At 51.2% G+C, this 26447-nt stretch carries 24 protein-coding genes; 5 read left to right on the plus strand and 19 right to left on the minus strand.

Annotated features, from left to right (window positions below; translation table 11 throughout):
* Positions 1-45: 45 nt before the first annotated feature.
* The 5 genes from AC3WQT_RS09155 to AC3WQT_RS09175 form a co-directional block, all read right to left on the minus strand.
* Positions 46-3183 (minus strand): efflux RND transporter permease subunit, encoded by a 3138-nt coding sequence (locus AC3WQT_RS09155; protein WP_492703555.1) that lies wholly within the window; start codon positions 3181-3183, stop codon positions 46-48.
* A 20-nt stretch (positions 3184-3203) separates the two neighbouring features.
* Positions 3204-4724 carry an efflux RND transporter periplasmic adaptor subunit gene (locus AC3WQT_RS09160; RefSeq protein ID WP_492703556.1) on the minus strand — a complete coding sequence of 507 codons (1521 nt, stop codon included), beginning with the start codon at positions 4722-4724 and terminating at the stop codon, positions 3204-3206.
* 8 nt (positions 4725-4732) lie between these two features.
* Positions 4733-6013, minus strand: coding sequence for a TolC family protein (locus AC3WQT_RS09165; protein ID WP_492703557.1), 1281 nt, complete (start codon positions 6011-6013; stop codon positions 4733-4735).
* A gap of 144 nt (positions 6014-6157) precedes the next feature.
* Positions 6158-6526, minus strand: coding sequence for a hypothetical protein (locus tag AC3WQT_RS09170; protein WP_492703558.1), 369 nt, complete (start codon positions 6524-6526; stop codon positions 6158-6160).
* Between the two features lie 33 nt (positions 6527-6559).
* Positions 6560-8821 (minus strand): heavy metal translocating P-type ATPase, encoded by a 2262-nt coding sequence (locus tag AC3WQT_RS09175; protein ID WP_492703559.1) that lies wholly within the window; start codon positions 8819-8821, stop codon positions 6560-6562.
* A 104-nt stretch (positions 8822-8925) separates the two neighbouring features.
* Between AC3WQT_RS09175 and cadR the strand changes: the two genes are divergently transcribed.
* Together cadR and AC3WQT_RS09185 are read left to right on the plus strand one after the other, a co-directional pair.
* Positions 8926-9372, plus strand: coding sequence for a Cd(II)/Pb(II)-responsive transcriptional regulator (cadR, locus tag AC3WQT_RS09180; protein ID WP_423006790.1), 447 nt, complete (start codon positions 8926-8928; stop codon positions 9370-9372).
* Between the two features lie 42 nt (positions 9373-9414).
* Entirely contained in the window at positions 9415-10467 is a 1053-nt protein-coding gene (locus tag AC3WQT_RS09185; protein WP_492703651.1) for a DMT family transporter, read from the plus strand.
* 88 nt (positions 10468-10555) lie between these two features.
* On the opposite strand, the gene AC3WQT_RS09190 is transcribed toward AC3WQT_RS09185, so the two are convergent.
* Positions 10556-11122 carry a TetR/AcrR family transcriptional regulator gene (locus AC3WQT_RS09190; RefSeq protein WP_492703560.1) on the minus strand — a complete coding sequence of 189 codons (567 nt, stop codon included), beginning with the start codon at positions 11120-11122 and terminating at the stop codon, positions 10556-10558.
* 122 nt (positions 11123-11244) lie between these two features.
* On the opposite strand from AC3WQT_RS09190, the gene AC3WQT_RS09195 reads away from it, so the two are divergent.
* Positions 11245-11748 carry a DUF2141 domain-containing protein gene (locus tag AC3WQT_RS09195; protein WP_492703561.1) on the plus strand — a complete coding sequence of 168 codons (504 nt, stop codon included), beginning with the start codon at positions 11245-11247 and terminating at the stop codon, positions 11746-11748.
* A gap of 7 nt (positions 11749-11755) precedes the next feature.
* Positions 11756-12679, plus strand: coding sequence for a sterol desaturase family protein (locus tag AC3WQT_RS09200; RefSeq protein ID WP_492703562.1), 924 nt, complete (start codon positions 11756-11758; stop codon positions 12677-12679).
* An 87-nt stretch (positions 12680-12766) separates the two neighbouring features.
* Here AC3WQT_RS09200 and rocF read toward each other — a convergent pair whose 3' ends face one another.
* Together rocF and ocd are read right to left on the minus strand one after the other, a co-directional pair.
* Positions 12767-13678, minus strand: coding sequence for an arginase (rocF, locus tag AC3WQT_RS09205; RefSeq protein ID WP_422949411.1), 912 nt, complete (start codon positions 13676-13678; stop codon positions 12767-12769).
* 34 nt (positions 13679-13712) lie between these two features.
* Positions 13713-14792, minus strand: coding sequence for an ornithine cyclodeaminase (gene ocd, locus AC3WQT_RS09210; protein WP_492703563.1), 1080 nt, complete (start codon positions 14790-14792; stop codon positions 13713-13715).
* Positions 14793-15204: 412 nt separating this feature from the next.
* On the opposite strand from ocd, the gene AC3WQT_RS09215 reads away from it, so the two are divergent.
* Entirely contained in the window at positions 15205-15660 is a 456-nt protein-coding gene (locus AC3WQT_RS09215) for an Lrp/AsnC family transcriptional regulator (protein ID WP_162057814.1), read from the plus strand.
* Between the two features lie 15 nt (positions 15661-15675).
* On the opposite strand, the gene AC3WQT_RS09220 is transcribed toward AC3WQT_RS09215, so the two are convergent.
* The 11 genes from AC3WQT_RS09220 to cyoA all read right to left on the minus strand — a co-directional run bounded on the left by AC3WQT_RS09220 (position 15676) and on the right by cyoA (position 26322).
* The gene (locus tag AC3WQT_RS09220; protein WP_492703564.1) at positions 15676-16500 is read right to left on the minus strand and encodes a response regulator; all 825 of its coding nucleotides are present in this window, start codon (positions 16498-16500) and stop codon (positions 15676-15678) included.
* Between the two features lie 70 nt (positions 16501-16570).
* Positions 16571-17710: an HD-GYP domain-containing protein gene (locus tag AC3WQT_RS09225; protein WP_492703565.1), complete on the minus strand. Its 1140-nt coding sequence runs from the start codon at positions 17708-17710 to the stop codon at positions 16571-16573.
* A 252-nt stretch (positions 17711-17962) separates the two neighbouring features.
* Entirely contained in the window at positions 17963-18580 is a 618-nt protein-coding gene (locus tag AC3WQT_RS09230; RefSeq protein ID WP_492703566.1) for a LysE family translocator, read from the minus strand.
* A gap of 205 nt (positions 18581-18785) precedes the next feature.
* Positions 18786-18998 (minus strand): hypothetical protein, encoded by a 213-nt coding sequence (locus AC3WQT_RS09235; RefSeq protein ID WP_422949406.1) that lies wholly within the window; start codon positions 18996-18998, stop codon positions 18786-18788.
* Positions 18999-19127: 129 nt separating this feature from the next.
* On the minus strand, positions 19128-19664 hold the full coding sequence (locus AC3WQT_RS09240; protein WP_492703567.1) for a response regulator transcription factor: 537 nt from the start codon (positions 19662-19664) through the stop codon (positions 19128-19130).
* Positions 19665-19800: 136 nt separating this feature from the next.
* Positions 19801-21153 carry an ATP-binding protein gene (locus AC3WQT_RS09245; RefSeq protein ID WP_492703568.1) on the minus strand — a complete coding sequence of 451 codons (1353 nt, stop codon included), beginning with the start codon at positions 21151-21153 and terminating at the stop codon, positions 19801-19803.
* A gap of 98 nt (positions 21154-21251) precedes the next feature.
* Entirely contained in the window at positions 21252-22106 is an 855-nt protein-coding gene (locus AC3WQT_RS09250; protein ID WP_492703569.1) for an SURF1 family protein, read from the minus strand.
* Complete coding sequence (gene cyoD / locus AC3WQT_RS09255) at positions 22103-22585, minus strand: cytochrome o ubiquinol oxidase subunit IV (RefSeq protein ID WP_492703570.1); 483 nt, start codon at positions 22583-22585, stop codon at positions 22103-22105. Before cyoD ends, AC3WQT_RS09250 begins: the two co-directional genes overlap by 4 nt.
* A complete protein-coding gene (gene cyoC, locus AC3WQT_RS09260) occupies positions 22582-23247 on the minus strand; it encodes a cytochrome o ubiquinol oxidase subunit III (RefSeq protein WP_492703571.1) in 666 nt (221 codons plus the stop codon). The genes cyoD and cyoC overlap by 4 nt, the downstream gene beginning before the upstream one ends.
* Positions 23240-25246, minus strand: coding sequence for a cytochrome o ubiquinol oxidase subunit I (gene cyoB, locus AC3WQT_RS09265; RefSeq protein WP_492703652.1), 2007 nt, complete (start codon positions 25244-25246; stop codon positions 23240-23242). The genes cyoC and cyoB overlap by 8 nt, the downstream gene beginning before the upstream one ends.
* Complete coding sequence (cyoA, locus tag AC3WQT_RS09270; protein WP_492703572.1) at positions 25246-26322, minus strand: ubiquinol oxidase subunit II; 1077 nt, start codon at positions 26320-26322, stop codon at positions 25246-25248. The genes cyoB and cyoA overlap by 1 nt, the downstream gene beginning before the upstream one ends.
* Positions 26323-26447: the final 125 nt, after the last annotated feature.

Consider the following 26447-nt stretch of genomic DNA (forward strand, 5'->3'; position numbering starts at 1 on the left):
GCCCGGAAGCGTTGTTCGCTCCCGGGCATTTTGTTTTAGCATGGATTACGGTTTATCTGTCTTGCGATGGCTCAGTTGATACAACAATGGCAGCACAAGCAAAGTCAGAAGAGTGGATGATAGTATGCCACCGATAACCACCGTTGCCAGTGGCCTTTGCACTTCAGCCCCTGTACCTGTCGCCAGTGCCATGGGGATGAAGCCCAGCGATGCTACCAGTGCCGTCATCAACACCGGACGCAGACGTGTCAATGCGCCTTGCTGGATGGCGTTGTCCAGCGCCATGCCTTCTTCACGCAGGCTGCGTATATAGGCAATCATCACCAGGCCATTCAATACCGCAACGCCAGACAAGGCGATAAAGCCTACGCCAGCAGAAATCGACAACGGTATATCACGCAACCACAGTGCGACGATGCCACCGGTCAGGGCAAACGGTACGCCTGTGAATACCAGCAGGCCGTCCCTGATGTTGCCAAACATGGCGAACAGCAGCATGAAGACCAGTAGCAAGGCTGCGGGTACGACGATTTGCAGGCGCTGTGATGCAGACTGCAATTGCTCGAAAGTGCCGCCCCAGGTGGTCCAGTAAGCCGTCGGGACTTTGACTTTCTGTGCCAGTTGCTCCTGTGCCTCTTTTACAAAAGAGCCGATGTCGCGACCACGCACATTGGCGGTGACCACGACACGGCGTTTGCCATCTTCACGGCTGATCTGGTTGGGGCCAGGTGCCATGTCTATGCTTGCCAGGTCAGCCAGGGTGGTGAAACTGGTTGCTCCATTTTGTGCATTCGATACATTCGGCAGACGAATGGGCAGGCGCTTGATGGCATCGATATCGCTGCGTACATTTTCTGGCAGGCGCACAACGATATCAAAACGGCGGTCACCCTGGAACAGGGTGCCAGATTCCTTGCCACCTATGGCTGCAGAAATCACGTCCTGCACATCGCTGATATTCAAACCCAGCCTGGCCGCCTTTTCGCGGTTGATGTTGATGCTCAGCATGGGCAGGCCGGTGGTTTGCTCCAGCTTGACATCGGCAGCGCCGGGGATTTTTTCCAGCACTTTGGCAATCTGGTCCGCAGTGCGGTTCATGACATCCATGTCGTCACCAAACACCTTGATCGCGACATCGCTGCGCACACCGGAGATCAGTTCATTGAAGCGCATTTGTATAGGCTGGGTAAATTCATAATTATTGCCCGGCACTTTTTCGACTGCTTCCTGTATCGCTGCTACCAGATCATCCTTGCTGCGCTTGGGGTCTGGCCATTGTGCTTGCGGCTTGAGCATGATGAAGGTGTCGGCCACATTTGGTGGCATGGGATCAGTCGCAATTTCTGCCGTGCCCAGTTTGCCAAACACTTTATCCACCTCTGGGAAAGTGCGTATCACATGTTCCAGTTCTATCTGCATTTGCAAAGCCTGGCTCAGGCTGGTACCGGGTATGCGCATGGCGTGCAGGGCAATATCACCTTCATTCAGGCTGGGGACAAATTCACTGCCCATGCGGCTAGCAAGCAAACCACTCAAGGCTAGTACCACCAGCACGATGCTCAAGACCAGCGCCTTGCTTTTCAGTACAAAGTCCAGCAAGGGTTGATAGAGTTGCCTGGCCCACAGCATCAGGCGGTTTTCTTTTTCGCTGACGTGTTCACCGATGAACAAGGCAACAGCGGCGGGGATGAAAGTCATCGACAGGACCATCGCGGCAATCAGGGCCGCAACTACGGTAAATGCCATGGGATGGAACATCTTGCCTTCTACCCCGGTCAGTGCAAAGATGGGCAGATAGACCACCATGATGATCAGTTGGCCAAACAGCAAGGGGCGGCGGGCTTCTCTGGCGGCAGCGAACACTTCTTGCAGGCGTTCACTGCGGTTCAGCGTGCGTCCGGCGGCCGCTTGTGCATGAGCCAGCCTGCGCACGCAATTCTCGACGATGACCACGGCACCATCGATGATGATGCCAAAGTCCAGCGCCCCCAGGCTCATGAGGTTGGCACTGACCTTGTTGCCCACCATGCCGGTAAAAGTGAACAGCATCGCCAGCGGTATGACCATGGCGGTGATGATGGCTGCACGTATATTCCCCAAAAACAGGAAGAGGATGGCAATCACCAGCACCGCACCTTCCAGCAGGTTTTTCTTTACCGTATTGATGGCCTTGTCGACCAGCACGGTGCGGTCATATACAGTACTGGCGACGATGCCGGGCGGCAGGCTGCGGTTGATCTCTGCGAGTTTTTTTGCCACGTCCTGCGATACCTTGCGGCTGTTTTCACCGATCAGCATGAACACTGTGCCAAGCACGACTTCACGGCCATTTTCTGTGGCTGCACCAGTGCGCAATTCACGGCCTATGCTGACTTCGGCGATATCGTTGATGCGCACAGGAATATTTTTCTGGGTATTGACGACGACATTGCGTATGTCATCCATGGAAGCCAGTTGTCCCGGTGCCCTGACCAGGTATTGTTCACCACGTCTTTCTATATAACCCGCGCCGACATTGCCATTATTTTTTTCCAGTGCAGTGACGACATCTTGCCAGCTCAAACCATGTGCCACCAGTTTTTCTGGCGATGGTGCAACCAGGAATTCCTTGGCATAGCCGCCTATGGTATTGATTTCGGTCACGCCTGCAACATTGCGCAGTTGTGGCTTGACGATCCAGTCCTGTATTTCACGCAGGTCGGTGGCAGAGTAGGGCTGACCGTCAGCCTTGAGCGCGCCTTCCTTGCTCTCGACTGTCCACATGACGATCTCACCCAGACCGGTGGAGATAGGCCCCATGCCAGGTTCCACGCCTGCTGGCAACTTGCCCTTGGCTTCCTGTATGCGTTCATTGACGAGCTGGCGGGCAAAGTAAATGTCAGTCCCATCCTTGAAGATGATAGTCACTTGCGACAAGCCATAGCGTGACAATGAACGCGTCTGCTGCAGGTTGGGTAGGCCCGCCATCACGGTTTCTATGGGAAAGCTGATGCGTTGCTCAGCCTCCAGAGGTGAGTAGCCAGGCGCAGCGGTATTGACCTGTACCTGGACATTGGTGATGTCGGGTACCGCATCAATAGGCAGGCGCTGGTAACTGAAGATGCCCAGTGCTGCCAGCGCCAGGGTCAGCATGATGACCAGCCAGCGCTGCGCTATCGAAAATTGTATGATTTTTTCAAACATGATGTATTTTCCTCATGCTCTTAGTGTTCATGACTGGCGGCAGCTTTGCCCAGCTCAGCCTTGATCAGGAAACTGTTTTTTGCGACATAGACTGTACCCGCCTGCAAGCCCTTGCGTATTTCTGTGTACTTGCCATCGCTACGACCTAGCTCCACCGGTCTGGCTTCCAGCTGGTCGCCATAGCTGGCAAACACCGTGGCTTGCTCATCGATGATTTGTATGGCTTCATTGACGATCGCAACCGGCACTTCCACTTCGGTTGACAGCAGTGCCACATTCACTGTCAGGCCAGGATACCACTCGCCCTTGGTGTTTGGCAGCAGCAAGCGGGCTTTGGCCGTGCGGGTTTGTTCACCCATGACTGCACCTACGTAGCTGAGCTTGCCTTCTGCCGTTGCGTCAAAGGCATTGGCGCTGATTTTGGCGTTTTGACCTGTCCTGACATTGTTGAGATCCTTGGCAGGTATCGCGATTTCCACCCAGACACTGCTGAGATCGACCACCGTAAAGATGGCAGCATCATCCTTGAGTGACTGGCCCATGCTGATGTGTTTCTCGGTCACTGTGCCTGCGATAGGTGAGCGGATTTCATAGCGGTTCAGATTGCCCTTGCTAGCCATCCCAGCACCGAGGGAAGCCAGTTTTTGCTGTGCACTTTGCAGGGTGATGTCGGCTTCCTGCATGGCATTGCGGGCTTGCAGATAATCCTGTTCGGCCGAGATTTTTTCTTCCCAGAGTTTTTTCTCGCGCTCAAAATTACTGCGTGCCAGTGCATGGCGTTTTTGTGTTGCCAGCACTTCGGTGCGCAAATCGACCAGGGCCTGGCTGGATATCACGGCCAGTAGCTGACCCTTGCTGACCTTGTCACCCGCATTCACCGCCACGCTTTCCACGATACCTGCTAGGCGCGGTACGATTTGCAGCATGCGGTCTTCATTCAGTTTTATTTCACCCAACAAGTTCAGATTACTTTGCAGTTTCACTGCACCTGCAATTTCTGTCTCCACGCCATTTTGCTTGCGCTTCAGGGCATTCATGCTGACGCGGCCTTCTATCTGTTCGTAATTGAACTGATAGCTCTTGCCCGCATACTGGGCCGTGATACTGGCTTTGAAGGAATGCGGTTCTTCGACGATGGCATCACTTTTCAGATAATTTTTTTCTGTGCTGAACTTGAAATTTTGTACTGCGCCACCCAGACGTTCCAGATTGATGCTGATATTGTTTGCTGCAGGTGGCAGCGGCTTGCCATCCTGATAGGCATACAGGCGAAATTCTGGTGCCGTGTTTTGCTCGAAGATAGTCACTTCCAGTGCATAGCCATCCTTGCTGAACAGCTTGCCGCCATGTGGGCCTTTGGCAGTTTCAGTGATCTCATCGTGATGTTCTTTGTCGGCATGTTCAGCCTGCTCTGCATGGCTGCCATGTTCATCGGTTTTTTTTGATTTTCCTGTACTCAGTATCAGTGCAGCCAGTAAGACACCTATGAGGATGACGATGATGACTGGCACGGCAGTTTTTTTATTGATATTCAGTTTCATACAAAATCCTAAAATGAAGAGGTGGCGGTGAACAGGCTGAATTCACTGTCACCTATATAAGCCTCGATATCTGCCGCGGCACGCTGGGCTTCTGACAGGCTGCGCAAGTATTGCGCCCTGGCTTGCAGTAACGAACGCTGGGCGTCCAGCACATCCATGAAATTGAACTTGCCGTATTCAAAGCCCTTGATGGCAAACTCATATGCCTGCTGCGCACCCGGCAGCATGTCTTTCTTCAACATCTCGGCTTCTTCCCTGGCCAGGCTCAGGCGTTGATGGGCTTGCAGTATCTCGCCATGCAGGCGGTTTTCTGTGGCTGTCAACTCATCCCTGGCCTTGTCTGCGCGGCTCACTGCTTCTTGCAAATTGCCCTGGTTGCGGTCAAACAGGTTCAGCGGGATGCTGATGCCGACGATGACCTGGTTGCGGCCAGTTTGCTGTTCACGCTTGTTGCCTATGCTTAAAGTCAGGTCAGGAACTTGCCTGGTTTTTTCCAGTGCAGACATGGCGAGGCGTTTGTCCACTTCCAGCTGTGCGCGTTGCATTAATGGTGAGCGTGCCAGAGCTTGCGTCAATTTTTGCAAGTCGGGTAATGCGGGCAACGTATGGAACTCAGCCTGCAGTTGCTGATCGGCAGTCAGCTTGCTGCCCATGGCTGTTGCCAGACTTTGCCTGGCTATCAGTAATGCACTATTGGCTTGTGCAAGCTCCACACGCACGCCAGATTCGGCAATGCCTGCCCGGGTGGCTTCCAGTGGCGGGATTTTACCGAGGCTGACCTGGCGGCTGGCAGCATGGCTGGCACGCTGTGCCAGTTCCAGTGACAATGTTGCCAGACGCTGGCGCTCTTGCGCAATCAAGACGGCAAAAAAATGTGTGGTAACTGCTGCCCTGATCTCGGCTGATTTGATCGCCAGTTCATTCAAGGCAACGCTGCGACTACGCTCGGCGACACTCATGCGTGCACCGCGTTTGCCACCCAGTTCCAGAGGCTGATTGATTTGTATGGTGGTGCTGCGGCTGTCTTGCCTGGCATCTTCGATGAGCGCGGACAGTTCCGGATTGGGCATGACACCAGCCTGGCGCAATGCGCCATCACTGGCTTGCACTTCACGCCTGGCAGCAGCGATGTCGGGATTATTGGCAAGCGCCTGCGCTATTGCCGTGGGCAGGGTCATTACGCCTGCGCTGGTCGGGAGCAGTGAGTTTTGTGCCTGTGCCGATGCTGGAAACAGCATGAGGCACAGTAGTACAGCCACTATAGCGAGTGGCAAGAATAATTTTTGCATGGCATTCTCCTGAAGAAACGAAATGGAAGAATCCAGCAAGTAACCGTCGAGTTTCTAGCTTTGGAAATGCTTTACGCGCACGCAAGAAAATACGTGACGCCACACAAACACAAAGAAATAAATCAGACAGATGGCTCGCCGGACTTAGGCGAAGGTCATCCATTTGGGGCGTTCAGGTTGCGCCAGGAAAGGCGCAGGAGTTTGCAGCGATGCTGCAGTGATTTGATAAGTGATCAGCGTCGATTCTGTCAGCGGCAGATTGGACGAATAAGCACCCAGCGGGCTATGCGCGCAAGATGCACAATCCGGGTGGGAGTTTGCTTTTTTTGCGGCTGACTTGTCTGCTGACTTATCAGCGTGGTTTTCACCATCTTTGGCATCATGCTCATGCGGATGATGCCCAAAATGCTGCGCAGACTTGTCCGTCTCATGCATGCAATAGGCACTCGCCACCGACCAGCTTAGCTGGAGAGTGAAAGCGACTATGATCATGAGGATGAACTTTTTAAGCATGGTGCGAATTATAAACCCTAAAGCGCATTGTCATTATTTTAGACGACGGACTAAGCGCAAGCCATTGAAGATGACTAGCAGGCTCGCACCCATATCAGCAAATACTGCCATCCACAGTGTTGCTACACCCATCACTGCCATGACCAGGAAGGCCAGCTTGATACCCAGTGCCAGCGCGATATTCTGTTTCAGTATGGCCGCAGTGCGTTGACTCAAGCGGATGAATTGCGGGATCTTGCGCAAGTCATCATCCATCAGGGCAACGTCGGCAGTTTCCAGTGCTGTGTCCGTGCCTGCTGCACCCATGGCAAAACCTATGCTGGATTTGGCCAGCGCTGGTGCATCATTAATGCCGTCGCCGACCATGCCTACCGTGCCATGACTTGCCAGTTCGTCATTGATGGCGGCCAGTTTGTCTTCAGGCAGCAGGTTGCCACGGGCATCATCAATGCCCACGTTTTTTGCAATGGCTTTTGCAGTCATTTCATTATCGCCAGTCAGCATGACGGTGCGTATGCCCAGCGCATGCAGTTCTGCAATTGCCTGGCGGCTGCTTTCACGCACAGTGTCTGCCACGGCTATCACTGCCAAGGCCTTTTCTTCGTCAGCAATGATGACGGCTGTCTTGCCTTCCGCTTCCAGCGCAAATAGTGCTGCCTCAGTAGCCGGGCTGCAAATCTTGAGTTCTTCTATCAGGCGATGATTGCCCAGGTAGTACCATTTGCCCGCTATCTGGCCTTTGACGCCACGGCCTGCAATCGCCTCAAAGTTACTGACTTCCAATGCGCTGCTGCCTTGATTTGCTGAATAGGCAGTCACTGCGCCCGACACCGGATGATCAGAGCGGCCTGCCAGACTGGCTGCCAGTTGCAATGCCATGGCCTGATCACCAGCAAGCAGTTTGATATCAGTGACGACGGGTTTGCCCTGGGTGATGGTGCCGGTTTTATCCAGAGCCAGCGACTTCAGCTTGCGGCCTTCTTCCAGATACACGCCACCCTTGATGAGTATGCCCGCCTTGGCCGCTGCCGCCAGCCCGCTGACCACAGTCACCGGGGTCGAGACCACCAAAGCACATGGGCAGGCAATCACCAGCAAGACCAGCGCCTTGTATATCCACACCATCCATGGCAGGCCCAGCAGCAGGGGAGGGATGAGCATGACGCCCAGCGCCAGGACAAACACGATGGGTGTATATACCTTTGCAAAGCTATCGACAAAGCGTTGTGTAGGCGCACGGCTGCCTTGCGCCTCTTCAACCGCATGGATAATACGTGACAGGGTGGAGTCAGTTTGCGCAGCAGTCACGCGGTATTCAAAAGAACCGGTTTCATTAATGGTACCGGCAAACAGCTTGTCACCAACTGTCTTGGCAACCGGTATGCTCTCGCCCGTGATAGGTGCCTGATTGACTGAGGATTGCCCCTGGCTGAGTTCACCATCCAGCGGGATGCGTTCACCCGGAGCAACCCTTACCGTAGCGCCTATGGCGATAGCTTTGGCCGCAACATCCTGCCAGCTGCCATCCGCCTGCAAGACGCTGGCTGTTTCTGGCGTCATTGCCATCAGGCCGCGTATGGCATTGCGGGCGCGGTCCAGCGACATCGCTTCTATCGCTTCTGACAGACTGAACAAGACCATGACCATGGCCGCTTCCGGCCATTGCCCTATGATCAGCGCACCGGTGACGGCAATGGTCATCAGGGCATTGATGTTCAGGTTCAAATTCTTGAGTGCTATCCAGCCCTTTTTATAAGTGCTGGTGCCACTGAGCAGTATCGCCAGGGCAGACAAGAGCATGACGGGCCAGGCTTTTTCTGCGCCGCTGATATAGGCATAGGTTTCTGCGAGTACCGCAGCTACGCCAGCAGCACCCAGCAACCACCATTTGTGTGCAGGGTTTGCTGGTGGGGTTGCGACTGCGTTCTCATTGTCTTTGCCATCTTCGCTTAATAGCACGGCCTGCATGCCTATGGAAGTCAGCAGGGTCTGAATCTTTGCATGATTTTCCAGTGTATGGCTGACCGTCAGTTTGCGCTGCATGAGATTGAAATCAAGCTGGGCTATGCCGGGCATGGGGCTTAGCTTGTTGCGTATTAAGCCTTCTTCTGTCGGGCAATCCATGTTTTCTATGGAATACACCACGGTCGATGTACCAGCGGGCGTTGCTATGGGCTTGTCGTTGACCTGCGCCGCCTTGACTTCTCCGTGGCCGCAACAGCTATGGACATGCTTGGGCGCTGGCTCATGGGTGGGCTCATGCGAGTGTTCTGAATGATCGTGTTGATGCGCCATGCTGACTCCGGAAAAGAGGTATAGTGAGCATTAGACACCCTGTAGCAGGTATAGAGTCAAGCGCTAATATTTAAACTAATATTGAAACGAGCGAGGCAAGCAAAATGGAATTGAAAATTGGCGAATTGGCAAAACGGTCCGGCTGTCTGGTAGAAACCATACGCTACTATGAAAAAGAAGGCTTGCTGCCACAGGCCAGCCGTTCGCAGGGCAATTTCCGTCTGTATGGCGAAATGCATGCAGAGCGCCTGCAATTCATACGGCATTGCCGTTCACTGGATATGACGCTGGATGAAATACGCCAGCTATTGCAATTCCGCGATGCGCCTGAAGATAATTGTTCAGAAGTGAATGCCTTGCTCGACAAGCATATAGAACATGTCGCCCATCGCATCAGGGAATTGAAGGGACTGGAGTTACAACTAAAGTCCCTGCGCAAGTTATGCACCAGCGCGCAGGCAACAAAAGACTGCGGGATTTTGCAGAATCTGGGTACGGCAGAAGAACATCCGGTGCGTAATCTGGGTAGCCATGGTAGTGGCTGTCATTGATGGTGATTGATATTTGCCAGAAAATATATGAAATATCATGTGATGAATAAAGGCGTTATTTACGCATTGCTGGCAGCCGCCTTGTTTGGCATCAGCACGCCATTCGCCAAAACGATGGTGGCGGATATTACCCCAGTCATGCTGGCGGGTGTCTTGTATCTGGGTAGTGGTCTGGGCTTGCTGTTGATTTTTATTTTGCGTGCCGCCATTTTTCATCGCAGACAGGATCAATTTGTACCTCTCACTCGACCAGATTTACCCTGGCTTGCTGCTGCCATTCTTACTGGCGGAATAGCAGGGCCAGTATTGCTGATGGTGGGTTTGACGCTGACGCCAGCTTCCACAACGTCTCTTTTGCTGAATCTGGAAGGCGTATTGACAGCATTGCTGGCCTGGTTTGTTTTTAAAGAAAATTTTGACCGGCGTATCTTTCTGGGCATGTTGTTGATCGTGGTAGCAGGAGCGCTTTTATCATGGGAACAAGTGCCGGTATTGGGCGTGCCCTGGGGCGCTCTGGCCATCGCTGTGGCTTGCTTGTGCTGGGCAATTGATAATAATCTTACGCGCAAGGTGGCTGCCAGTGATGCCTTGCAAATTGCCGGCATCAAAGGCTTGGTTGCTGGTGCCGTGAACCTGAGCATTGCCCTGGCATCCGGCTATCAACTGCCGCATGGCGACACCTTGCTATCGGTGGGTCTGATTGGGTTTTCTGGCTACGGTCTCAGCCTGGTCATGTTTGTACTGGCATTGCGGCATCTGGGTGCTGCGCGTACTGGCGCCTATTTTTCGTCAGCACCTTTTGTCGGGACAGCCATGTCTTTGCTGTTTCTGGGTGAGCGGCCCGGTAGCGTCTTTTGGCTGGCCGCATTTTTGATGCTGGTGGGCATCTGGCTGCACCTGAGCGAAAACCATGAGCACGAACATGCGCACGAAGCCCTGCAGCACGCACATGAACATACGCATGACTTGCATCACCAACATGAACATGAGGCAGGTTGGGATGGCACCGAGCCACATGTGCATCAACACCAACATCATCCCTTAAGACACAAACATCCACATTATCCGGATATGCATCATCAACATTCTCATTGAATCACCAGTTGCAGTACTCATGTGTACTTATGCCTGGCTTGGTCAGTAATATCGTTCAAGTCACTCTGTTTATCTGATGGCATCGCGATCAAGTCTGATTGTTGTTTTGCAACGGTTTTGCAACCCGTTCCAATATAAACTGTTCCAGCTCACCCATGGTGGGTGCTTCAGGCGCATCCACCCACCAGGCCATCAAATCGACAATACCGCCTGCAAGATAGTGCACCAACATATGCCGCTCGGTTTCTGTGACATTCCGCTTTGCCAAATCTTGTTCTATTAATTGAAATACCATTTCCCGGAAACGGCGCTCGACACCATAGCCACTGCGTCGACCAATGACGTTTCTGAATATACGTCGATTTTCCTCCATATGTGCAAGCAAGCCAGGCAAGAAAGCAAAAGCCCGCACTTCTGTGTGCAATTCGGCATGTGCTGTCAAAGCGTCCCGCAAATCATTCAGGCTTTCTGAAAGCAGGGCATCTTTGCTTTCAAAATGCATATAAAACGTTGAGCGCCCGACATTTGCCCGTTCGCAAATTTCCTGGATGCTGAGGTCATCCCAGGCGCATTCAGTCAACAAATTCAACAAGGCTTCGCGCAGAGCCAGTCTGGTTTTAAGTATCCGGCGGTCAGTTACTGTGTGCGTGAGCATGGGGCGATTTCCTGAACATTAAGGGCGGAAATGTCTGTAAATGGGCGTGGAATGGAATTTGGTTCTTTGGCTAACTCCCTTTGCTTGCGATTATGGACGCCTGTCCAATTTCAGACAAGTACATGATGACAAACACTATCAACAAACAAATTGCTGCATCGATGCACCGGGCGTCTCACCATCTTCGCCGGGTCTTGCGTTTATCAACCGTCGTAGTGCTTAGCTTGTTCACGACAGCCAGTATGACAAATGCCCAGGACGTCAAAGGCAACCTGACAGTGATCGCGAACGGTTTTAAAACGAATACAGGGCATGCAATTGCCAGACTCTACCTGCCGGGCAATGAAGTCACTAGGAAGGGGCAACTGGAAATAAGCGCTTTAATCAACAATGGACAAAGCAGCTTCGTGTTTACGGCATTGCCTGCCGGTGAGTATGCGGTAGTTGTGCTTCACGATGTCAACGATAACGGAACTGTCGATCACAATTTCTTTGGCTTGCCGGTCGAGACGCTGGGGTTTTCGAATGGTTTCAGGGTAAGCCTGTTTTCAGGCATGCCTGACTTTGAAAAACTACGTTTCACCCACGGCAATAACGCGCAAACAATACAACTCACAGTGGAGTAAAGAAAATATGTATACCTCATCTGTCAAACGCCATACACAAGCGCCAGAATCTGGTTTTTTGAAAAATTATTTCACCCGGTTCATCGAATTCTGGTTTTACCCGCTGGGCTTGTTGATGACACTGGCCTTCATATACATGAACACCATGAAAATGCTGGGCGTACCCAAACAGGCTTATTCCATCTATTTGGGAGTGACCATAGGCATCATGCTTTTTCTGGAATGGGTCATGCCGGCACGGGCAGACTGGAGCATGAGCTGGCGCAGTTTTTTACGCAGGGATATTCCCATGATGCTGGTCAATGGTGCAGCCCTGGCCGCTACCAGCTTCTGCCTTACTGCACTGACGCGCTGGAGTGCCTTGCCCAAGGTTCACGACGCCGACGGACTGCCTTGGTGGGGACAGGCTTGTGTCGCTATTTTAATTTCCGACTTTCTCTGGTATTGGGTGCATCGCTATAGTCACCAGGCACGAGGCCGATTTGGACAGTGGATGTGGAAAACGCATGTGGCACATCATCTGCCGCAGCAAGTATATGTCTTCATGCATGCGGTTGGCCATCCGATCAACAGCGCCTATGTCCGGGTGATACTGATGTTGCCACCTGTGTTTCTTGGTTTTTCAGAAGAGGCCATCTTTGCTGCGGCGGTACTGACTGGTTTTCAGGGATTGGTTTCGCACTTCAACGTCGATGTGCGGGCTGGATATTTGAACTACCTTTTCATGGGTACTGAACTGCACCGCTATCACCATAGTTCAGCATTCAATGAAGGTAAAAACTATGCTGCGGTAGTTACCATTTGGGATCAATTATTTGGTAGCTTTGATTACCATCCAGGTTCACTTCCTGATGCACTTGGTGTCCATGACCCTGATGCTTATCCAGAAGACAAACAACTGCTGCGTATAATGGCAATTCCATTTAAATGATGATTGGTAACCAAGGTCATCAGCAATCCCGGTTTTGCCAGAACTCATTTCATCAATGGAGATGAAATGAGTTCCATCTGGTGACAATTACATCCTGACCAGCGTCGATTTGCCAAACAGGCTTTCGATCAAATCAACCGCCAGCACTGCGGTTTGATTGCGCACATCCAGTGCCGGGTTCAGTTCTACTACATCCAGCGATGCCATCAGGCCAGTGTCGGCGATCATTTCCATGCACAACTGCGCTTCGCGGTAGCTGGGGCCGCCGAGTACTGCCGTGCCTACTCCAGGGGCGATGCCTGGGTCCAGACAGTCAAGATCAAAGCTCACATGCAAATGGGTATTGCTGTCGAGATTCGCCAGTACGGAAGACATGACATTGCGCATGCCATATTCATCGATGTAGCGCATGTCGAATACCTGCATACCCATTTCATGAATGAACTTGCGCTCACCATCATCGACACTGCGTATGCCTATCAGGCGTATGTCGGTGGGCTGGATGGCTGGCGTCTGGCCGCTATAGTTGATCAACTCTTTCGGACCATGACCCATGAGACAGGCAACAGGCATGCCGTGGATATTGCCGGTAGGGCTGATGGTTGAAAGATTGCTGTCAGCATGTGCATCAAACCACAAGACGCGCAGTTTCTTGCCAACGCGGCGGCAGTGTGCTGCCACCGCGCTGATCGAACCTATCGCCAGACAATGATCACCACCGAGCATCATGGGCATGTGGCCATCCTGCAAGGCCTTGTCGACGGCGTCATACACGGCCTGGTTCCAGTCTATCGCCTCTTTGAGGTGGCGCAGGCCATTCACTGGTTGTTCCCAGGGATTGGCTGGACCATGCAAATTGCCATGGTCAATGACTTTCAAGCCGCGTGCCGTCAAAGCCTCGTTCAGGCCCGCCACACGTAATGCGTCGGGCCCCATGCCCGCGCCTCTGACGCTTGCGCCTACATCGGTAGGCGCTCCAATTAAGGAAATGGTTTTCATTCGTTTCTAGTGTAATGCCCTGTCAGGATAGACTTCAGGCGTTTATTGGTACTGCACAATCTGTATTGCTACGGGCAGGGCTGGCAACATTGTTGCTCGTTGCTGCCATTCCCATACCAAACAGGTCTTTCGGGTTCATCATTTCAGGAATCAGATCCAGCACCGGTGAATTTGCCTGCATGACATATTTTTCCAGATAACGCATGGCAGAAAAATCTTCCAGCGCAAATCCGACAGAATCAAATACCGTGACTTGCTCAGCATGGCTGCGGCCTGTGGCATTACCTGCCAGAATAGTCCACAACTCGGTCACCTTGAAGTCTGCCGGCATTTGCTGCAATTCACCTTCTATGCGCGATTGCGGTTCATATTCCACTACCACATGCGCGTTATTCAAAATATCCGCATGCAACTCTGTCTTGCCTGGGCAATCACCACCTACGCCATTGATATGCATGCCGGGTTCTATCATGTCCTGGGTCAGTATGATGGCATTGGTTTTGTCTGCTGTCACCGTGGTCACGATGTCCGCACCTTTGACTGCCTCTGCAGTGGAACTGGCACGTATCACCCTTAATTCTGGATACATGCGCAAATTATGAATTAATTTGTCGGTTGCTGCAGGGTCTATGTCATATACGCGCAACTCTTTGATGCCCAGCATGGCATGAAAAGCCACGGCCTGGAATTCACTTTGCGCACCATTGCCTATCAGGGCCATGATGCGGCTGTCTGGCCTGGCCATGTAAGTCGCTGCCAGGGCCGAGGTGGCGGCGGTACGTATTGCAGTTGTCAGTGTCAGTTCTGACAGCAGGCGGGGGTAACCGGTATTTACATCAGCCAGTACGCCAAAGGCAGTCACGGTCAGCAAACCAGCCTGGGTGTTTTTGGGGTGACCATTGACGTATTTGAATGAATATTGGCTGCCGTCAGAGATAGGCATCAACTCTATGACGCCCACGTCAGAGTGATTCGCTACCCGTGCGGATTTGTCGAATGACTGCCAGCGCAAATAATCTTCCTTGATCATGCCAGCCAGACGCGCAATGGCATCTTCAAGCCTGGTCTTCTTCAAATGGTTTTGCAGTTCTTTTGTGCCGATGAAGGTCACCATAATGTTCTCCGTATGTTTTTAAATATGGACTCTGGCAAAACTGCATAGCCATGTTACAGCGACAATTTTGCTCAAATCCAAAAGGACTTGCGGGAACACATTTCAGAGGCTATTGCGAAATCACCCTGGTTTTCCTGATGTTGCGAGACTTCCATTCACTCCTTCAGAGAAGAGTGAGATTTTTTGAAAATCCACCAGACCCATTTCGCATCAGGCTCTTGCGCACCTGTTGTGCTATGTATTCTGTTTACCATTGTAGCCAGCCAGGCAAAGAATTAGATTGCTAAATAAGATGTAAATTTCATGTAAATAGAAATTAAGTTTCATATATATGAAAATTGTGTGTTTTAATTTCTTATTTAATGAAAATGACAAAATATCCTGAAAATCAGGGTAAAGCCGGGGGAACAAAATGGATGTGTATGACCGCAGTATCTTGCGACATTTGCAACAAGATGGGCGCATGAGTAATTTGAGCCTGGCTGAGCGCATACATTTGTCGGCACCGCAGACCCTGCGTAGGGTCAGGACGCTGGAAGAAAAAGGGGTGATACGCGCTTATGTAGCGCAGGTTGCGCCCGAGGCACTGGGACTGGGCGTAATGGCATTTGTGAATCTGTCGCTGGACCGCGAACAGTTTCGCAATGTGCGCGAGGTTGAGCGGCAGTTGAAGGCTTTCCCGGAAATCATAGAATGCCACACCATCTCTGGCGACTTTGATTACATCCTGAAGGTGGTCGCCAGTGATTTGAAAAGCCTGTCGCAATTCCTGACCGATACCCTGATGCAGGTACCGGGTGTTGCCTCCTTGAGGTCTATGATCTGCATGGAAGAAATCAAGCCTGTCAGCGGACTGCCGATAGATTGATGAATTTAAACTTGCTTATCTCTGCTTGCGCAGATTGCGATAACGTTCTGCCCTGCTGGCGATAGTCGATATCAGTTTTTCCGGGTCTATGGGTTTGCCAAGAAAATCGTCTGCTCCGGTTTCTATGGCGGTCATTTCTTTTTGTATCTCTGTAGATAGAAAGACGATGGGAATGTCGATGTAGCGATTGTTTTGCCTGATGATTTGCGCCATCTCCAGGCCATTGCAGATGGGCATGTTCAAGTCTGTCAGCACCAGTTCAGGTTTGAATTTTTTCAGGGATTCAAGAATTTCACTAGGGTCGTTGATGGCTTTCACATGCATGCCAGCGCTGCTGAGTATGGCATCATAATAGGCGGCCAGCATTTCATCGTCATCAACCACCAGTATGCGGTAGGCCAGTACTTCATTCCTGGCGATTTTTTCATCTATCTTGGCGCTCAATGCTTCCACGTCCAGGGGTTTGAGAAAATAACCGGCTGCACCTTCCCTGACGGCGGTCAGGCGCTGCGTGAAATCATCTGTGGCTGAAATGTAAATGATGGGGAAGTTGCTGATGACCCGGTTGCCCATTTTTTTCCGGGCAAGCATTCCTGCCGGACTATCCACGTCTATGACCAGGGCCTGCGGCATCCTGACCATGATGGCAGATTGCAGTTCATCCGCCTGATCAAAACAGATGACTTCATGATGATACATTTCCAGGGTTGTGGCCAGTTGCTGGCCCACATCAATATCAGAAAAGTACAAATACACCAGACTGCGATAGTCAGGGTTGTTCAATTCTTCAAAACTTTCTTCGCTGCTGATTTTTGCAGACTCAGGGAGATCATTATTCATGATAGTGGTTACTTAAATTCCGGTGAATGAAGCAATCGTCATTTGGCTTGCGCAAGCAGGGCTGGTGTATTCATAAGCGGGCGATATCGCCCCATAAATGACGCATGGTAAATTTGACTGATACCTGGTCGCGATGCAGGACTTCACGTATTGCCATCAGGGGTTTTTGCGTGTCGCGTCTGAGTGGTATGGATAGTGGTGTGCCGCGTGGCCCAAGCAGTGCATGTACATAAGGTGTTGTCGTGGTTTCACCCTTGCCAGTCACTACGGCGGTTTCACCACTCTCCAGTCTGACGAAAGTGCCTATAGGGTAGGTGCCCAGTTCCTTGATAAAAACCGTGACCAGCATGGGATCAATCTTGGATTTACCTTCTACCAGAATATCGCGCAACGCTGCATTCGGCAGCATGGATTTGCGGTAACTGCGTGCACATACGCGGGCGCAGTAACGGTCAGCGAGTGAAATGATCTTGGCATTTTGCGGGATATCTGCGCTGGTTTTTTTTGCCGGGTAACCTGTGCCGTCTTCACTCTCATGGTGATGCAAAACCCAGGATAACCAGTCTTCATTATCCACCCCGGCGGCACGCAGCATGGCGACCCCGGCTTCAGGGTGCTGGGAAATCAATTCCTGTTCTGCCGCATTCAGTGTTTCACTTTTCTCTTGCAGTTTCTCTTGCTGCCTCAGCATGGCGACATTCATGGTCAGTGCGGCAGCGGCCAGCAAGAGCATTTCATCGGCGGGTTTTTTGAGTGTACGGGCAATCAGCAGAGATACTACGGCAGTATCGACAGAATGCCGTGGGCCATAGTTGTCGTCCTGATTCAGCAAGATGCAACCCAGCGCCACATCGGGTGCCATGAAGACTGCTGCACCCATTTTTTTGGTCAGCGAGATAATCTGGGCTTGTACATCTGCTTCTGTACTGAGGTTATAAACCAGTCTGCGCAATTCTGTACGCACAGTATTGATGGTGCGCACTACGGAGGGGGCTTCGCTGGCTTTTTCTGCAGGTTTACCATCACGCAAACCACCTTCAGATTTGCCGGTATCGGCGAACAGGCCTCGTTCTATCAGCGACGATACCTGATTGGCACTGGTGACAATAAAGCCCTTGCGTAGTAACAGGCTACCATCACTGCCATAGACATCCCAGGGCAAGGCCTGGCCTATGACTATGTCAGACATCCCTATACGTCTGGTTGACATGCACACCTCGGACGGTGAATGATGCTGGGAATTAAGCTTGCAGGAGTACCCGATACACGTAATTATCCTAGCAGAAATCTTAGTCTGTACTTGTTATCAAATGTCAAGAATGGATGAATCCGTTGCAGCCTTGCACTTGTGCACTGCACAGCAATCGCTTGAAAACTGAACGGATATTGACGGAATCTGTATCTTGCTTGTATCTTGCTTGTGTCTTGCCCGTATCTTGCCGGTACCTTGTTTATGCCCTGCTTACACCGTACGTTTAGCACCAGCCAGGGCGCAGCCGAAAAATATAAAAGTGGCAGCTCCGATTTTATTCATGTAAGAACCACCTTTTTCAGATGTCAGCCAGGTCTTGGCGCGTCCTGCAAAAATCGCATAGCTGCTATGGATGATGACAATCAGGCCACTGTAAGTCATGACCAGTACGGCAAACTGCAAACCGTAGCTCATGGCTGGGTCTATGAATTGCGGGAATATCGAAAGGAAGAAGAAAATCGCCTTGGGATTGGTCATTTGCAAAGACAGGCCTTCCAGAAAGCGTTTCTTGAAACTTGCTTCATGGGCGTTGCCTTCAGTAAAACGGAAAGCAGGTGCGCGCCAGAGTTTGATACCCAGGAAGATCAGATAAGCTGCACCCAGTAGCTTGAGTACGGTAAACGCAGTAGCAGACGCAGCCAGAATGACACCCACACTGGTGGCAGAAATTGCCGCAACAATCAATGCCCCAAAAGCGATACCCAGGATGCCGCCAAAAGTGCCGCGCATGCCATAGCGCAAGGCATTTGTCAGTGTCATGACTACACCAGGACCAGGGCTGAACACGGTGGCTGTCGCCATCAACAGGAATAGTGGGTACAGTTTCATGGAATAGATTCCGTTTGTGCGGGGAGAGGAAATTGTACTCCCAAAAAATGCGACAACCAGGATACAGTTTTTTACGCAACAGATGGAAATGAGGGCGGTGACTAGCGATGGGAGATTTGGTATTGCAGGATGCTGCTCAAAGTGAGATTGCACTTAAGGATGAGCAATCTCACCCTCAAGCGCACTCTTCCTGGGCAACAGATACTTAATGTGCCTTGGCGAAACGCAGGGCAAATTTCTTGAAATGGCGATAGCTGGCACCCAGGTCTTGCAGCGAGTCTATGGACTCTGTGATGGATGCGCCTTGTTCGCTGAAATTGCTTTTGAATTCTTCAAATGCAGCTTCGAGAACAGCAGCCAGTTGGTGATTGTACAAGCGTCCAAAATTCAGATGGCGTCTTTTGATGCGCATTTTCATGGTGTTTCCTTTCAGTTGAAGGGCGGATTATAGAGTAATCCTTTTGAGACTGGTATTTACTTAAGGCCGGTATTTGCTTCATCTTGATATTTACTGTTTTTCTGGTCAAAAAAATAACAGGTGAGTAATTTACTTAATCCTTTGTTTCTCTAACTTGCGCGCCAGCGTGCGCCTGTGCATGCCTAGCCTGCGTGCTGTTTCGGAAATATTAAAGTCGGTTTCGGCCAGTACTTCGTGGATTCTTTCCCACTCCAGATTCTTGATGGAAGTGGAGCGATTCGTGATTTCGACATCTGCTGTGCCAGCGACATGTCCAAAGGCGGCTTCGATATCATCAGTGTTGGAGGGTTTGGACAGATATTGGCACGCGCCCAGTTTCACCGCTTCCACCGCAGTCGCAATACTCGCGAACCCTGTGAGTACGACAATCAGCATGTCGGGATTGTGTTGATGTAAAAGCTGCACGCAGGCCAGGCCGGATGAGTGTCCATTCAACTTCAGATCAACGACGGCGTAAGCAGGCGTATGATCTGATAATAATTTTTCAGCATCTTCTTTGCTGTTGGCGTGCAAGACGGTGTAACCGCGCCGCTCAAACGAACGGCCCAGTGTACGGGCAAAAGCAGTATCGTCTTCGATAATGAGTAGCAGACGACTCTCTGACATAATAAAAATTCCTGAAGTTAAACCGGGATGTCGATGAGATAGGGCAGAGCGGCTATTCAAGCTATTGCAGCTCTTGTGACATTGCAAAGTCTTTATTGATTTTCTTATCGGGAAAAAACTGCTTGATCAGAGGCTCCTAAAGCATGATCGCCGAAAGTGGCAAACTCAATTGTACTATGGCACCGCCATCTTCACGGTTGGATGCCGTGAAATGACCGCCCAGTTTACGTGCCACATTGACGACGAAAAATAATCCCAGCCCGCTGCCGGGACGACCCTTGGTCGATTGATACGGTTCTCCTATGCGTGACAAGATGGCTGGATCGAAACCAGGTCCGCGATCGACGACCCTGAATATCAGTGCGTCGCCCTGACGCCTGGCTTCCATGCGCAACCAGTCCGGGGAAGCTTCCAGGGCATTATCAAGCACGTTACAGACCATTTGCTTCAGGGCAGTATCAAAGACGATGGGAATGTCTTCCTGGATCTGGTTGTCGAAACCAAATGAGACTATAGTCCGGGTTGATGTAAATTCTTTGGTGAGATCATTTAAAAAAGTATTGATCGTCGTTTTGACCGCAGATTCTCCACGTGCTTCTCCGGCAGACAACAGGATGCCGCTGACGATGCTTTTGCAGCGTTGTAATTGGGTTTCCATTTCGCTGATTTCTTCGAGCAGCTCGGGATTTTTCTTGAACTCCGGCATCCGTCGCCAGTCACCCAGGATGACCGAGAGCGTCGCCAGTGGCGTACCCAGTTCATGCGCCGCACCAGAAGCCAACAGGCCCATGCGCACGATATGACCTTCTTCAACTGCACGCTGGTGCAGATCAGCCAGTTGAACATCCCGGGCATGCAGGTTGTGGCCGATGCGAGTGATAAAGAAAACCAGCAGGGCAGCATTGAGCATGAAGCAAATGATGAAGCCTGCTACGTACAGGCGCGATAGCCCGCCGGCTTCACTTGGTGGCAGAGGCAAAGGCTCAGAAAACAGTGATAGTCCGGCCAGGCAGGCGCTGGTGATGACGACGATGATCCAGGTAGACCAGGCTTCCAGCAAGACTGCGCTTAAAATCACTTGCAGTAGATAAAGAAAAGCAAACGGGTTTGAGGTTCCTCCGCCGAAGTACAACTGTGCTGTCAGGCTGAATACATCGATCAGCAAGGCAAAAACAAGCTCGCCATTGGTTACATACACGCGCTCATGCCAGCGCAAATGGCTGGCAATATTAAAGCCTATCAAACAAATCAAGACGACCAGCATTTTGACCAGGGGCAACTGTATGCCAAAGCCAAACATGACGATCAAAATGGTTGATAACTGTCCAAACACAGCAAGCCAGCGCAACTGAATAAGTTGCAACATGTTCTTGTGGCCTGCCGAGTTCTCGTACGCTATCGCAATAGCGGACTGTTTTTCTGGTGTTTTGTTTGCAGTTTTGGCCACTATCCCTTGCCCGATACTATGAGAAAGTACTTTTTTTATCATGCTTGCCATGTCCCGTTATTGTGCTTTTTTAGTGCATGCTAACAGATCATGGGCTATATATTAAATTTGCAATGCCAGCCTGGCTTATGCTGTGTTTCCTATGCTGACGGCGCTGACATTTTTCTATCCCGGATGACATATGCCCAGGCTGCGGCCGTCATGGCTGCCAGCGAAAACCAGACCAAGGCATAAATTAAATGGTTGTTGTGAAAATGAATCACGGTCAGGCCTGCGATGGGTTGGTTTGCCGATCCGTTACTTTGCTGCGCATAGTGTTTATCGGTTGTGGGGTTTGCATCGGCATCGATAAAGAAAGGGGCTGGCCTGGTCAAGCCAATTGCAGTAGCAATGGCGTTCACATCGCGTGAATACCAGCGATTGCCAGCAGGGTCATTTTTCCTCAAAAAACCTCCGCCCGGTTCAGTCATGCGCAACAGGCCAGTGACTTGAATGGTGTCAATATCAGATGCAGTGACGCGATCTCTTTTTGATGAAGCTCGATAAGACGCCGCCATTTTTTCCGGGATAAAACCACGGTTGATCAGGATCGTCGTGCCATCTGCTGTCGCCAGAGGTGTCATGACCCAAAAGCCGCCTCCCAATTCTGTCGTGGCTTGCGCCAGTACGGTTTTCTCATGCATAAAAACGCCACTGACCTGCACATGGCGGTACTCATCCGCACTTGTATTGATGTGTGGCCATAATGAAAAACCGGGAATTGGTACAGGTTCTGCGTGTACGCGCTGTTCAACCCGCTCTATCAAATCGAGCTTCCATTGAAGACGCAGCACCTGCCATGTAGCAAGTGAAATGAAGCCTGCAAAAATAACTGCCATGCAGGCCGTGAAGCTCAGTCTGAATAAGCGTGAATGACGAGATCGTGGGCTGAGCTGACCTGTCTTTGGTGTCAGGTCAGCCGCTTTTCCTGCAATTCCTTGTTCAGGTTCGTTCATTGCATGGATGGCATGGACTTGATATTGTCCGCAGCAGGCCGGGACATGGGCGCGGCATTGATCGATTGCGGTTTTGTTTCGGTCTCATGCATCATGCCGGGCATCATATTGTGATTCAGGTGATACATCACCCACAGCGATCCGCTCATCATGATAAACACCAGCATGCCGGTGAACAGCAATGCCAGCATGGTCCAGCCACCTTCGGATTTGCTATTCATGTGCAGGAAATACACCATGTGCACCACGATCTGTATCGCTGCAAATACCAGCAGGACGATGCCTGTCGTGCTCGACTTGTTCATGACTTTGCCCATGACCAGCCAGAAAGGGATGGCGGTCAGGATCACTGCAAGCATGAATCCGGTAGCGTATTCTTTCAGGCTGCCATGGTTGGCATGCGTATGTCCGTGGTGATTATCGTGATGACCACCGTGACCGTCGTGACCATGCGGCGTGTGTTCTTGGTGCGCGCTCATGGCAATACTCCCATCAAATAAACAAAGGTAAATACGCCGATCCAGATCACGTCCAGGAAATGCCAGAACATGGACAGGCACATCAGTCTCCTGCCATTCTCTGGTGTCAGGCCATGACGGCCTATCTGGAACATCAGGGTAAGCAGCCAGATAATACCGAAACTCACGTGCAGGCCGTGCGTACCAACCAGGGCAAAGAAAGAGGTCAAAAAGCCGCTGCGTTGCGGGCCTGCGCCTTCGTGTATCAGGTGGGCAAATTCATACAGTTCCAGACTGATAAAACCTGTACCCAGCAAGCCGGTAATGGCCAGCCAGATCAAGGTGGCTTTAACACGCTTGCGCTGCATTTCCAGCATGGCAAAGCCATACGTGATCGACGATAACAACAGCAGGGATGTATTGACGGCGACCAGCGGCAAGTCAAACAATTCTGCACCGGTAGGGCCACCTGCATAGTTACGGCCCAGTACGGCATAGGTCGCAAACAGACAGGCGAAGATCAGGCAATCGCTCATCAGATAAAGCCAGAAACCCAGCAGGGTGCCGTTTTCCGGATGATGCTCCTTGACATAAAAATCGCTGCTGACAAATTTGCCAGGCTGAGAAGTTGCACTGGTATTCAAGTTGGCGCCTTCGTTTGAAAAAGTTGCAGTATTAGACATAGCTGGCACCTGATAAGCGGGTACGTTCATCTTCAGTACGGATGACATCGGCAACAGGGATATAGTAGTCGCGCTTGTAGTTGAAGGTGTGGACGATAATGGCAACCATCATCGCCATGAAACTGAGGACTGCCAGCAACCACATTTGCCAGATCAGGGCAAAACCACACACCGCGCTCAACAAGGCGATGATGAAGCCTGCACCGGTATTCTTGGGCATATGGATAGGTACAAAGCCGTCTGTTGGCCTGCTGTATTGCTTGCTCTTCATATCAGCCCAGGCGTCGTTATCATAGACTTTTGGTGTAAAGGCAAAGTTATAAGCTGCAGGAGGTGAAGAGGTTGACCATTCCAGCGTACGACCACCCCATGGGTCGCCAGTAACATCACGCAGGGATGCACGACGCTTGAAGCTGACATATAACTGGATGATGAAGGAAGCGATACCAATTGCAATCAGGACCGCACCGAAAGCCGCGATCTGGAACCAGATTTGCAGTGATGGATCTTCAAAATGGCTCAAGCGTCTTGTCACACCCATCAGGCCCAGTACATACAAAGGCATGAAAGCAAAGTAGAAACCGATAGTCCAGAACCAGAAGCAGCATTTTCCCCAGAAGTCATCAAGTTTGTAGCCAAAAGCTTTAGGGAACCAGTAGTTGATGCCAGCAAACATGCCGAATAGCACGCCACCGATAATGACGTTATGGAAGTGGGCAATCAGGAACAGGCTGTTGTGCAAAACGAAATCAGCAGGTGGTACTGCCAGCAAGACGCCTGTCATGCCGCCAATAACGAAAGTGATCATGAAACCCATGGTCCACAACATAGGCAATTCAAAACGGATACGGCCACGGTACATCGTGAACAGCCAGTTGAATATCTTCGCCCCGGTAGGAATCGAGATAATCATGGTCGTGATACCGAAGAAGGAATTGACACTCGCGCCAGACCCCATCGTGAAGAAGTGATGCAGCCATACCAGGTAAGACAGAATCGTGATCACCACGGTTGCATACACCATGGAGGTATAGCCAAACAAACGCTTGCTACAGAATGTCGAGACGATTTCAGAGAAAACACCAAACGCAGGCAAGACCAGGATATAGACCTCAGGGTGGCCCCAGATCCAGATCAGGTTCACATACATCATGGAGTTGCCACCAAGATCATTGGTGAAGAAATTGGTGCCAAACATACGGTCGAGTGACAGCATGCCCAATACCGCAGTCAATACGGGGAAGGCTGCAACGATCAAAATGTTGGTGCACAGCGCAGTCCAGGTAAACACTGGCATCTTCATCATTGTCATGCCAGGCGCGCGCATTTTAATGATGGTGGCGATCAGGTTGATGCCTGACAGCAGAGTACCTACACCGGCAATCTGCAATGACCAGATATAGTAATCGACCCCCACATCCGGGCTGGCCATGATGCCAGACAGCGGTGGATATGCCAGCCAGCCAGTACGCGCAAATTCACCCACGAACAGCGACACCATGACCAGGCCGCCACCAAAGGCAGTCATCCAGAAGCTGAAATTATTCAGGAAAGGAAACGCCACGTCACGCGCACCGATTTGCAGTGGCACAACATAGTTCATCAAACCAGTTACCAGAGGCATGGCCACGAAAAAGATCATGATCACGCCATGCGCAGTAAAGATCTGGTCATAGTGATGTGGCGGCAGGAAGCCTGCTGCATCACCAAAGGCCACTGCCTGCTGTATCCGCATCATGATGGCGTCGGCAAAGCCGCGCAACAGCATGACGAGGGCAAAAATCACGTACATGATGCCTATTTTTTTGTGATCGATGCTGGTAAACCAGTCGCGCCACAAAGTGCCCCATACGCGGAAATAGGTCAGTGCGCCAAGAAGGCCTATGCCACCGAGGGCGACGGCGATAAAGGTCGCCAGCAGGATGGGTTCATGAAAGGGAATCACGTCCCATGAGAGGCGGCCGAAGATGAGCTTCGTCAAATCGAGATGGTCTTGCATCATTTATTTCCGATGATAAAAGGAGGCACTTCGGGGGATGCTTTGCAAATGTCAGCGTCCAGATAGGCTGACAATCGTGCTACGCGTGCAGCGTTATCTTGTTCCAGGCCTTGCGTAAACAGCCTGGTGAAATCCATTTTTGCTTCAGATGCAGCATAGGCTCTGGCATTTGCCTTTGCATCACTCATCATCATTTTGTCCATGCAGACCTCACCTGTGGCAACGCAGCGGTTCAAAATGGCATGATACAAATCTGCATCGACACTCGCGTAATGGCGCACCGGTTCACGCTCGCTCGGCTTTTCCAGTTTCAGATAAGTCGCACGGTCCAGCGTTTGCGGCTTGGCTTTGGCCGCCTGCACCCACTGCTCAAAATTCTGCGCGCTCATGCCGTGGAACTTGAAGCGCATGTCAGAGAAACCTGCGCCGCTATAGTTGGCCGAAAAGCCATCGAACTGTCCCGGCTTGTTGATGACGGCATTCAGCGTAGTCTGCATACCTGGCATGGCATAGATCTGACCAGCCAGCGCAGGAATAAAGAAGGAATTCATGACATTGGATGCCGTAATCTTGAAGCGCACAGGCACGTCAATGGGGGCAGCCAGTTCATTGACTGTGGCAATGCCAAGGTCTGGGTAAATGAACAGCCATTTCCAGTCCAGCGCCACAACTTCGACGTTGAGGACTTTCGCATCAGCAGGAAGAGGGCGGTTTTCATCCAGGCGCGACAATTTGCGATAAGGGTCCAGCGTATGCGTGCTGATCCAGGTGATCAGGCCCAGGGCGATGATGATCAGCAGCGGCGCACCCCAGATCACAAGTTCAAGCTGGGTGGAATGATCCCAGTCTGGCTCATATTTTGCGGAGGTGTTATTTTTCCTGTAACGCCAGGCAAACAGGATGGTCAGAAAGATCACCGGTACGATGATCAGCAACATCAACAGCGTGGATACCCATATCAAATGGCTTTGTTGAGAGGCAATATCACCCGATGGATTCATTACTACCGTGTTGCAAGCCGTCAACAAAATTGCAGGAAAAACAGCAAGTCCGCGTCGTGCAAATAAGGGAATCATATTGAGATAGGTCAATGATTATAGAAATTTGTGCTAATGTACCTTTACAAAAAGGCCTTGGCGATTGGACGTTTTGTCCTAGTTTTCAAATAAGCATCAAAAATAAAGATCGCACAGGTGCCAGA

It is taken from the genome of Undibacterium sp. FW305-107, from assembly GCF_058788535.1.

Excerpts from the sequence above, each read along its gene's own strand:
- AC3WQT_RS09245 (WP_492703568.1), bottom strand. The coding sequence starts at position 21,153 with ATGATAAAAAAAGTACTTTCTCATAGTATCGGGCAAGGGATAGTGGCC.
- AC3WQT_RS09185 (WP_492703651.1), top strand. The coding sequence starts at position 9,415 with ATGAATAAAGGCGTTATTTACGCATTGCTGGCAGCCGCCTTGTTTGGC.
- cyoC (WP_492703571.1), bottom strand. The coding sequence starts at position 23,247 with ATGTCTAATACTGCAACTTTTTCAAACGAAGGCGCCAACTTGAATACC.
- AC3WQT_RS09215 (WP_162057814.1), top strand. The coding sequence starts at position 15,205 with ATGGATGTGTATGACCGCAGTATCTTGCGACATTTGCAACAAGATGGG.
- AC3WQT_RS09165 (WP_492703557.1), bottom strand. The coding sequence starts at position 6,013 with ATGCAAAAATTATTCTTGCCACTCGCTATAGTGGCTGTACTACTGTGC.
- AC3WQT_RS09155 (WP_492703555.1), bottom strand. The coding sequence starts at position 3,183 with ATGTTTGAAAAAATCATACAATTTTCGATAGCGCAGCGCTGGCTGGTC.
- AC3WQT_RS09220 (WP_492703564.1), bottom strand. The coding sequence starts at position 16,500 with ATGAATAATGATCTCCCTGAGTCTGCAAAAATCAGCAGCGAAGAAAGT.
- cyoA (WP_492703572.1), bottom strand. The coding sequence starts at position 26,322 with ATGATTCCCTTATTTGCACGACGCGGACTTGCTGTTTTTCCTGCAATT.
- AC3WQT_RS09190 (WP_492703560.1), bottom strand. The coding sequence starts at position 11,122 with ATGCTCACGCACACAGTAACTGACCGCCGGATACTTAAAACCAGACTG.
- AC3WQT_RS09195 (WP_492703561.1), top strand. The coding sequence starts at position 11,245 with ATGATGACAAACACTATCAACAAACAAATTGCTGCATCGATGCACCGG.
- AC3WQT_RS09160 (WP_492703556.1), bottom strand. The coding sequence starts at position 4,724 with ATGAAACTGAATATCAATAAAAAAACTGCCGTGCCAGTCATCATCGTC.
- AC3WQT_RS09240 (WP_492703567.1), bottom strand. The coding sequence starts at position 19,664 with ATGTCAGAGAGTCGTCTGCTACTCATTATCGAAGACGATACTGCTTTT.
- AC3WQT_RS09235 (WP_422949406.1), bottom strand. The coding sequence starts at position 18,998 with ATGAAAATGCGCATCAAAAGACGCCATCTGAATTTTGGACGCTTGTAC.
- AC3WQT_RS09200 (WP_492703562.1), top strand. The coding sequence starts at position 11,756 with ATGTATACCTCATCTGTCAAACGCCATACACAAGCGCCAGAATCTGGT.
- cadR (WP_423006790.1), top strand. The coding sequence starts at position 8,926 with ATGGAATTGAAAATTGGCGAATTGGCAAAACGGTCCGGCTGTCTGGTA.
- cyoB (WP_492703652.1), bottom strand. The coding sequence starts at position 25,246 with ATGCAAGACCATCTCGATTTGACGAAGCTCATCTTCGGCCGCCTCTCA.
- AC3WQT_RS09225 (WP_492703565.1), bottom strand. The coding sequence starts at position 17,710 with ATGTCAACCAGACGTATAGGGATGTCTGACATAGTCATAGGCCAGGCC.
- AC3WQT_RS09175 (WP_492703559.1), bottom strand. The coding sequence starts at position 8,821 with ATGGCGCATCAACACGATCATTCAGAACACTCGCATGAGCCCACCCAT.
- AC3WQT_RS09230 (WP_492703566.1), bottom strand. The coding sequence starts at position 18,580 with ATGAAACTGTACCCACTATTCCTGTTGATGGCGACAGCCACCGTGTTC.
- cyoD (WP_492703570.1), bottom strand. The coding sequence starts at position 22,585 with ATGAGCGCGCACCAAGAACACACGCCGCATGGTCACGACGGTCACGGT.
- ocd (WP_492703563.1), bottom strand. The coding sequence starts at position 14,792 with ATGGTGACCTTCATCGGCACAAAAGAACTGCAAAACCATTTGAAGAAG.
- AC3WQT_RS09250 (WP_492703569.1), bottom strand. The coding sequence starts at position 22,106 with ATGAACGAACCTGAACAAGGAATTGCAGGAAAAGCGGCTGACCTGACA.
- AC3WQT_RS09170 (WP_492703558.1), bottom strand. The coding sequence starts at position 6,526 with ATGCTTAAAAAGTTCATCCTCATGATCATAGTCGCTTTCACTCTCCAG.
- rocF (WP_422949411.1), bottom strand. The coding sequence starts at position 13,678 with ATGAAAACCATTTCCTTAATTGGAGCGCCTACCGATGTAGGCGCAAGC.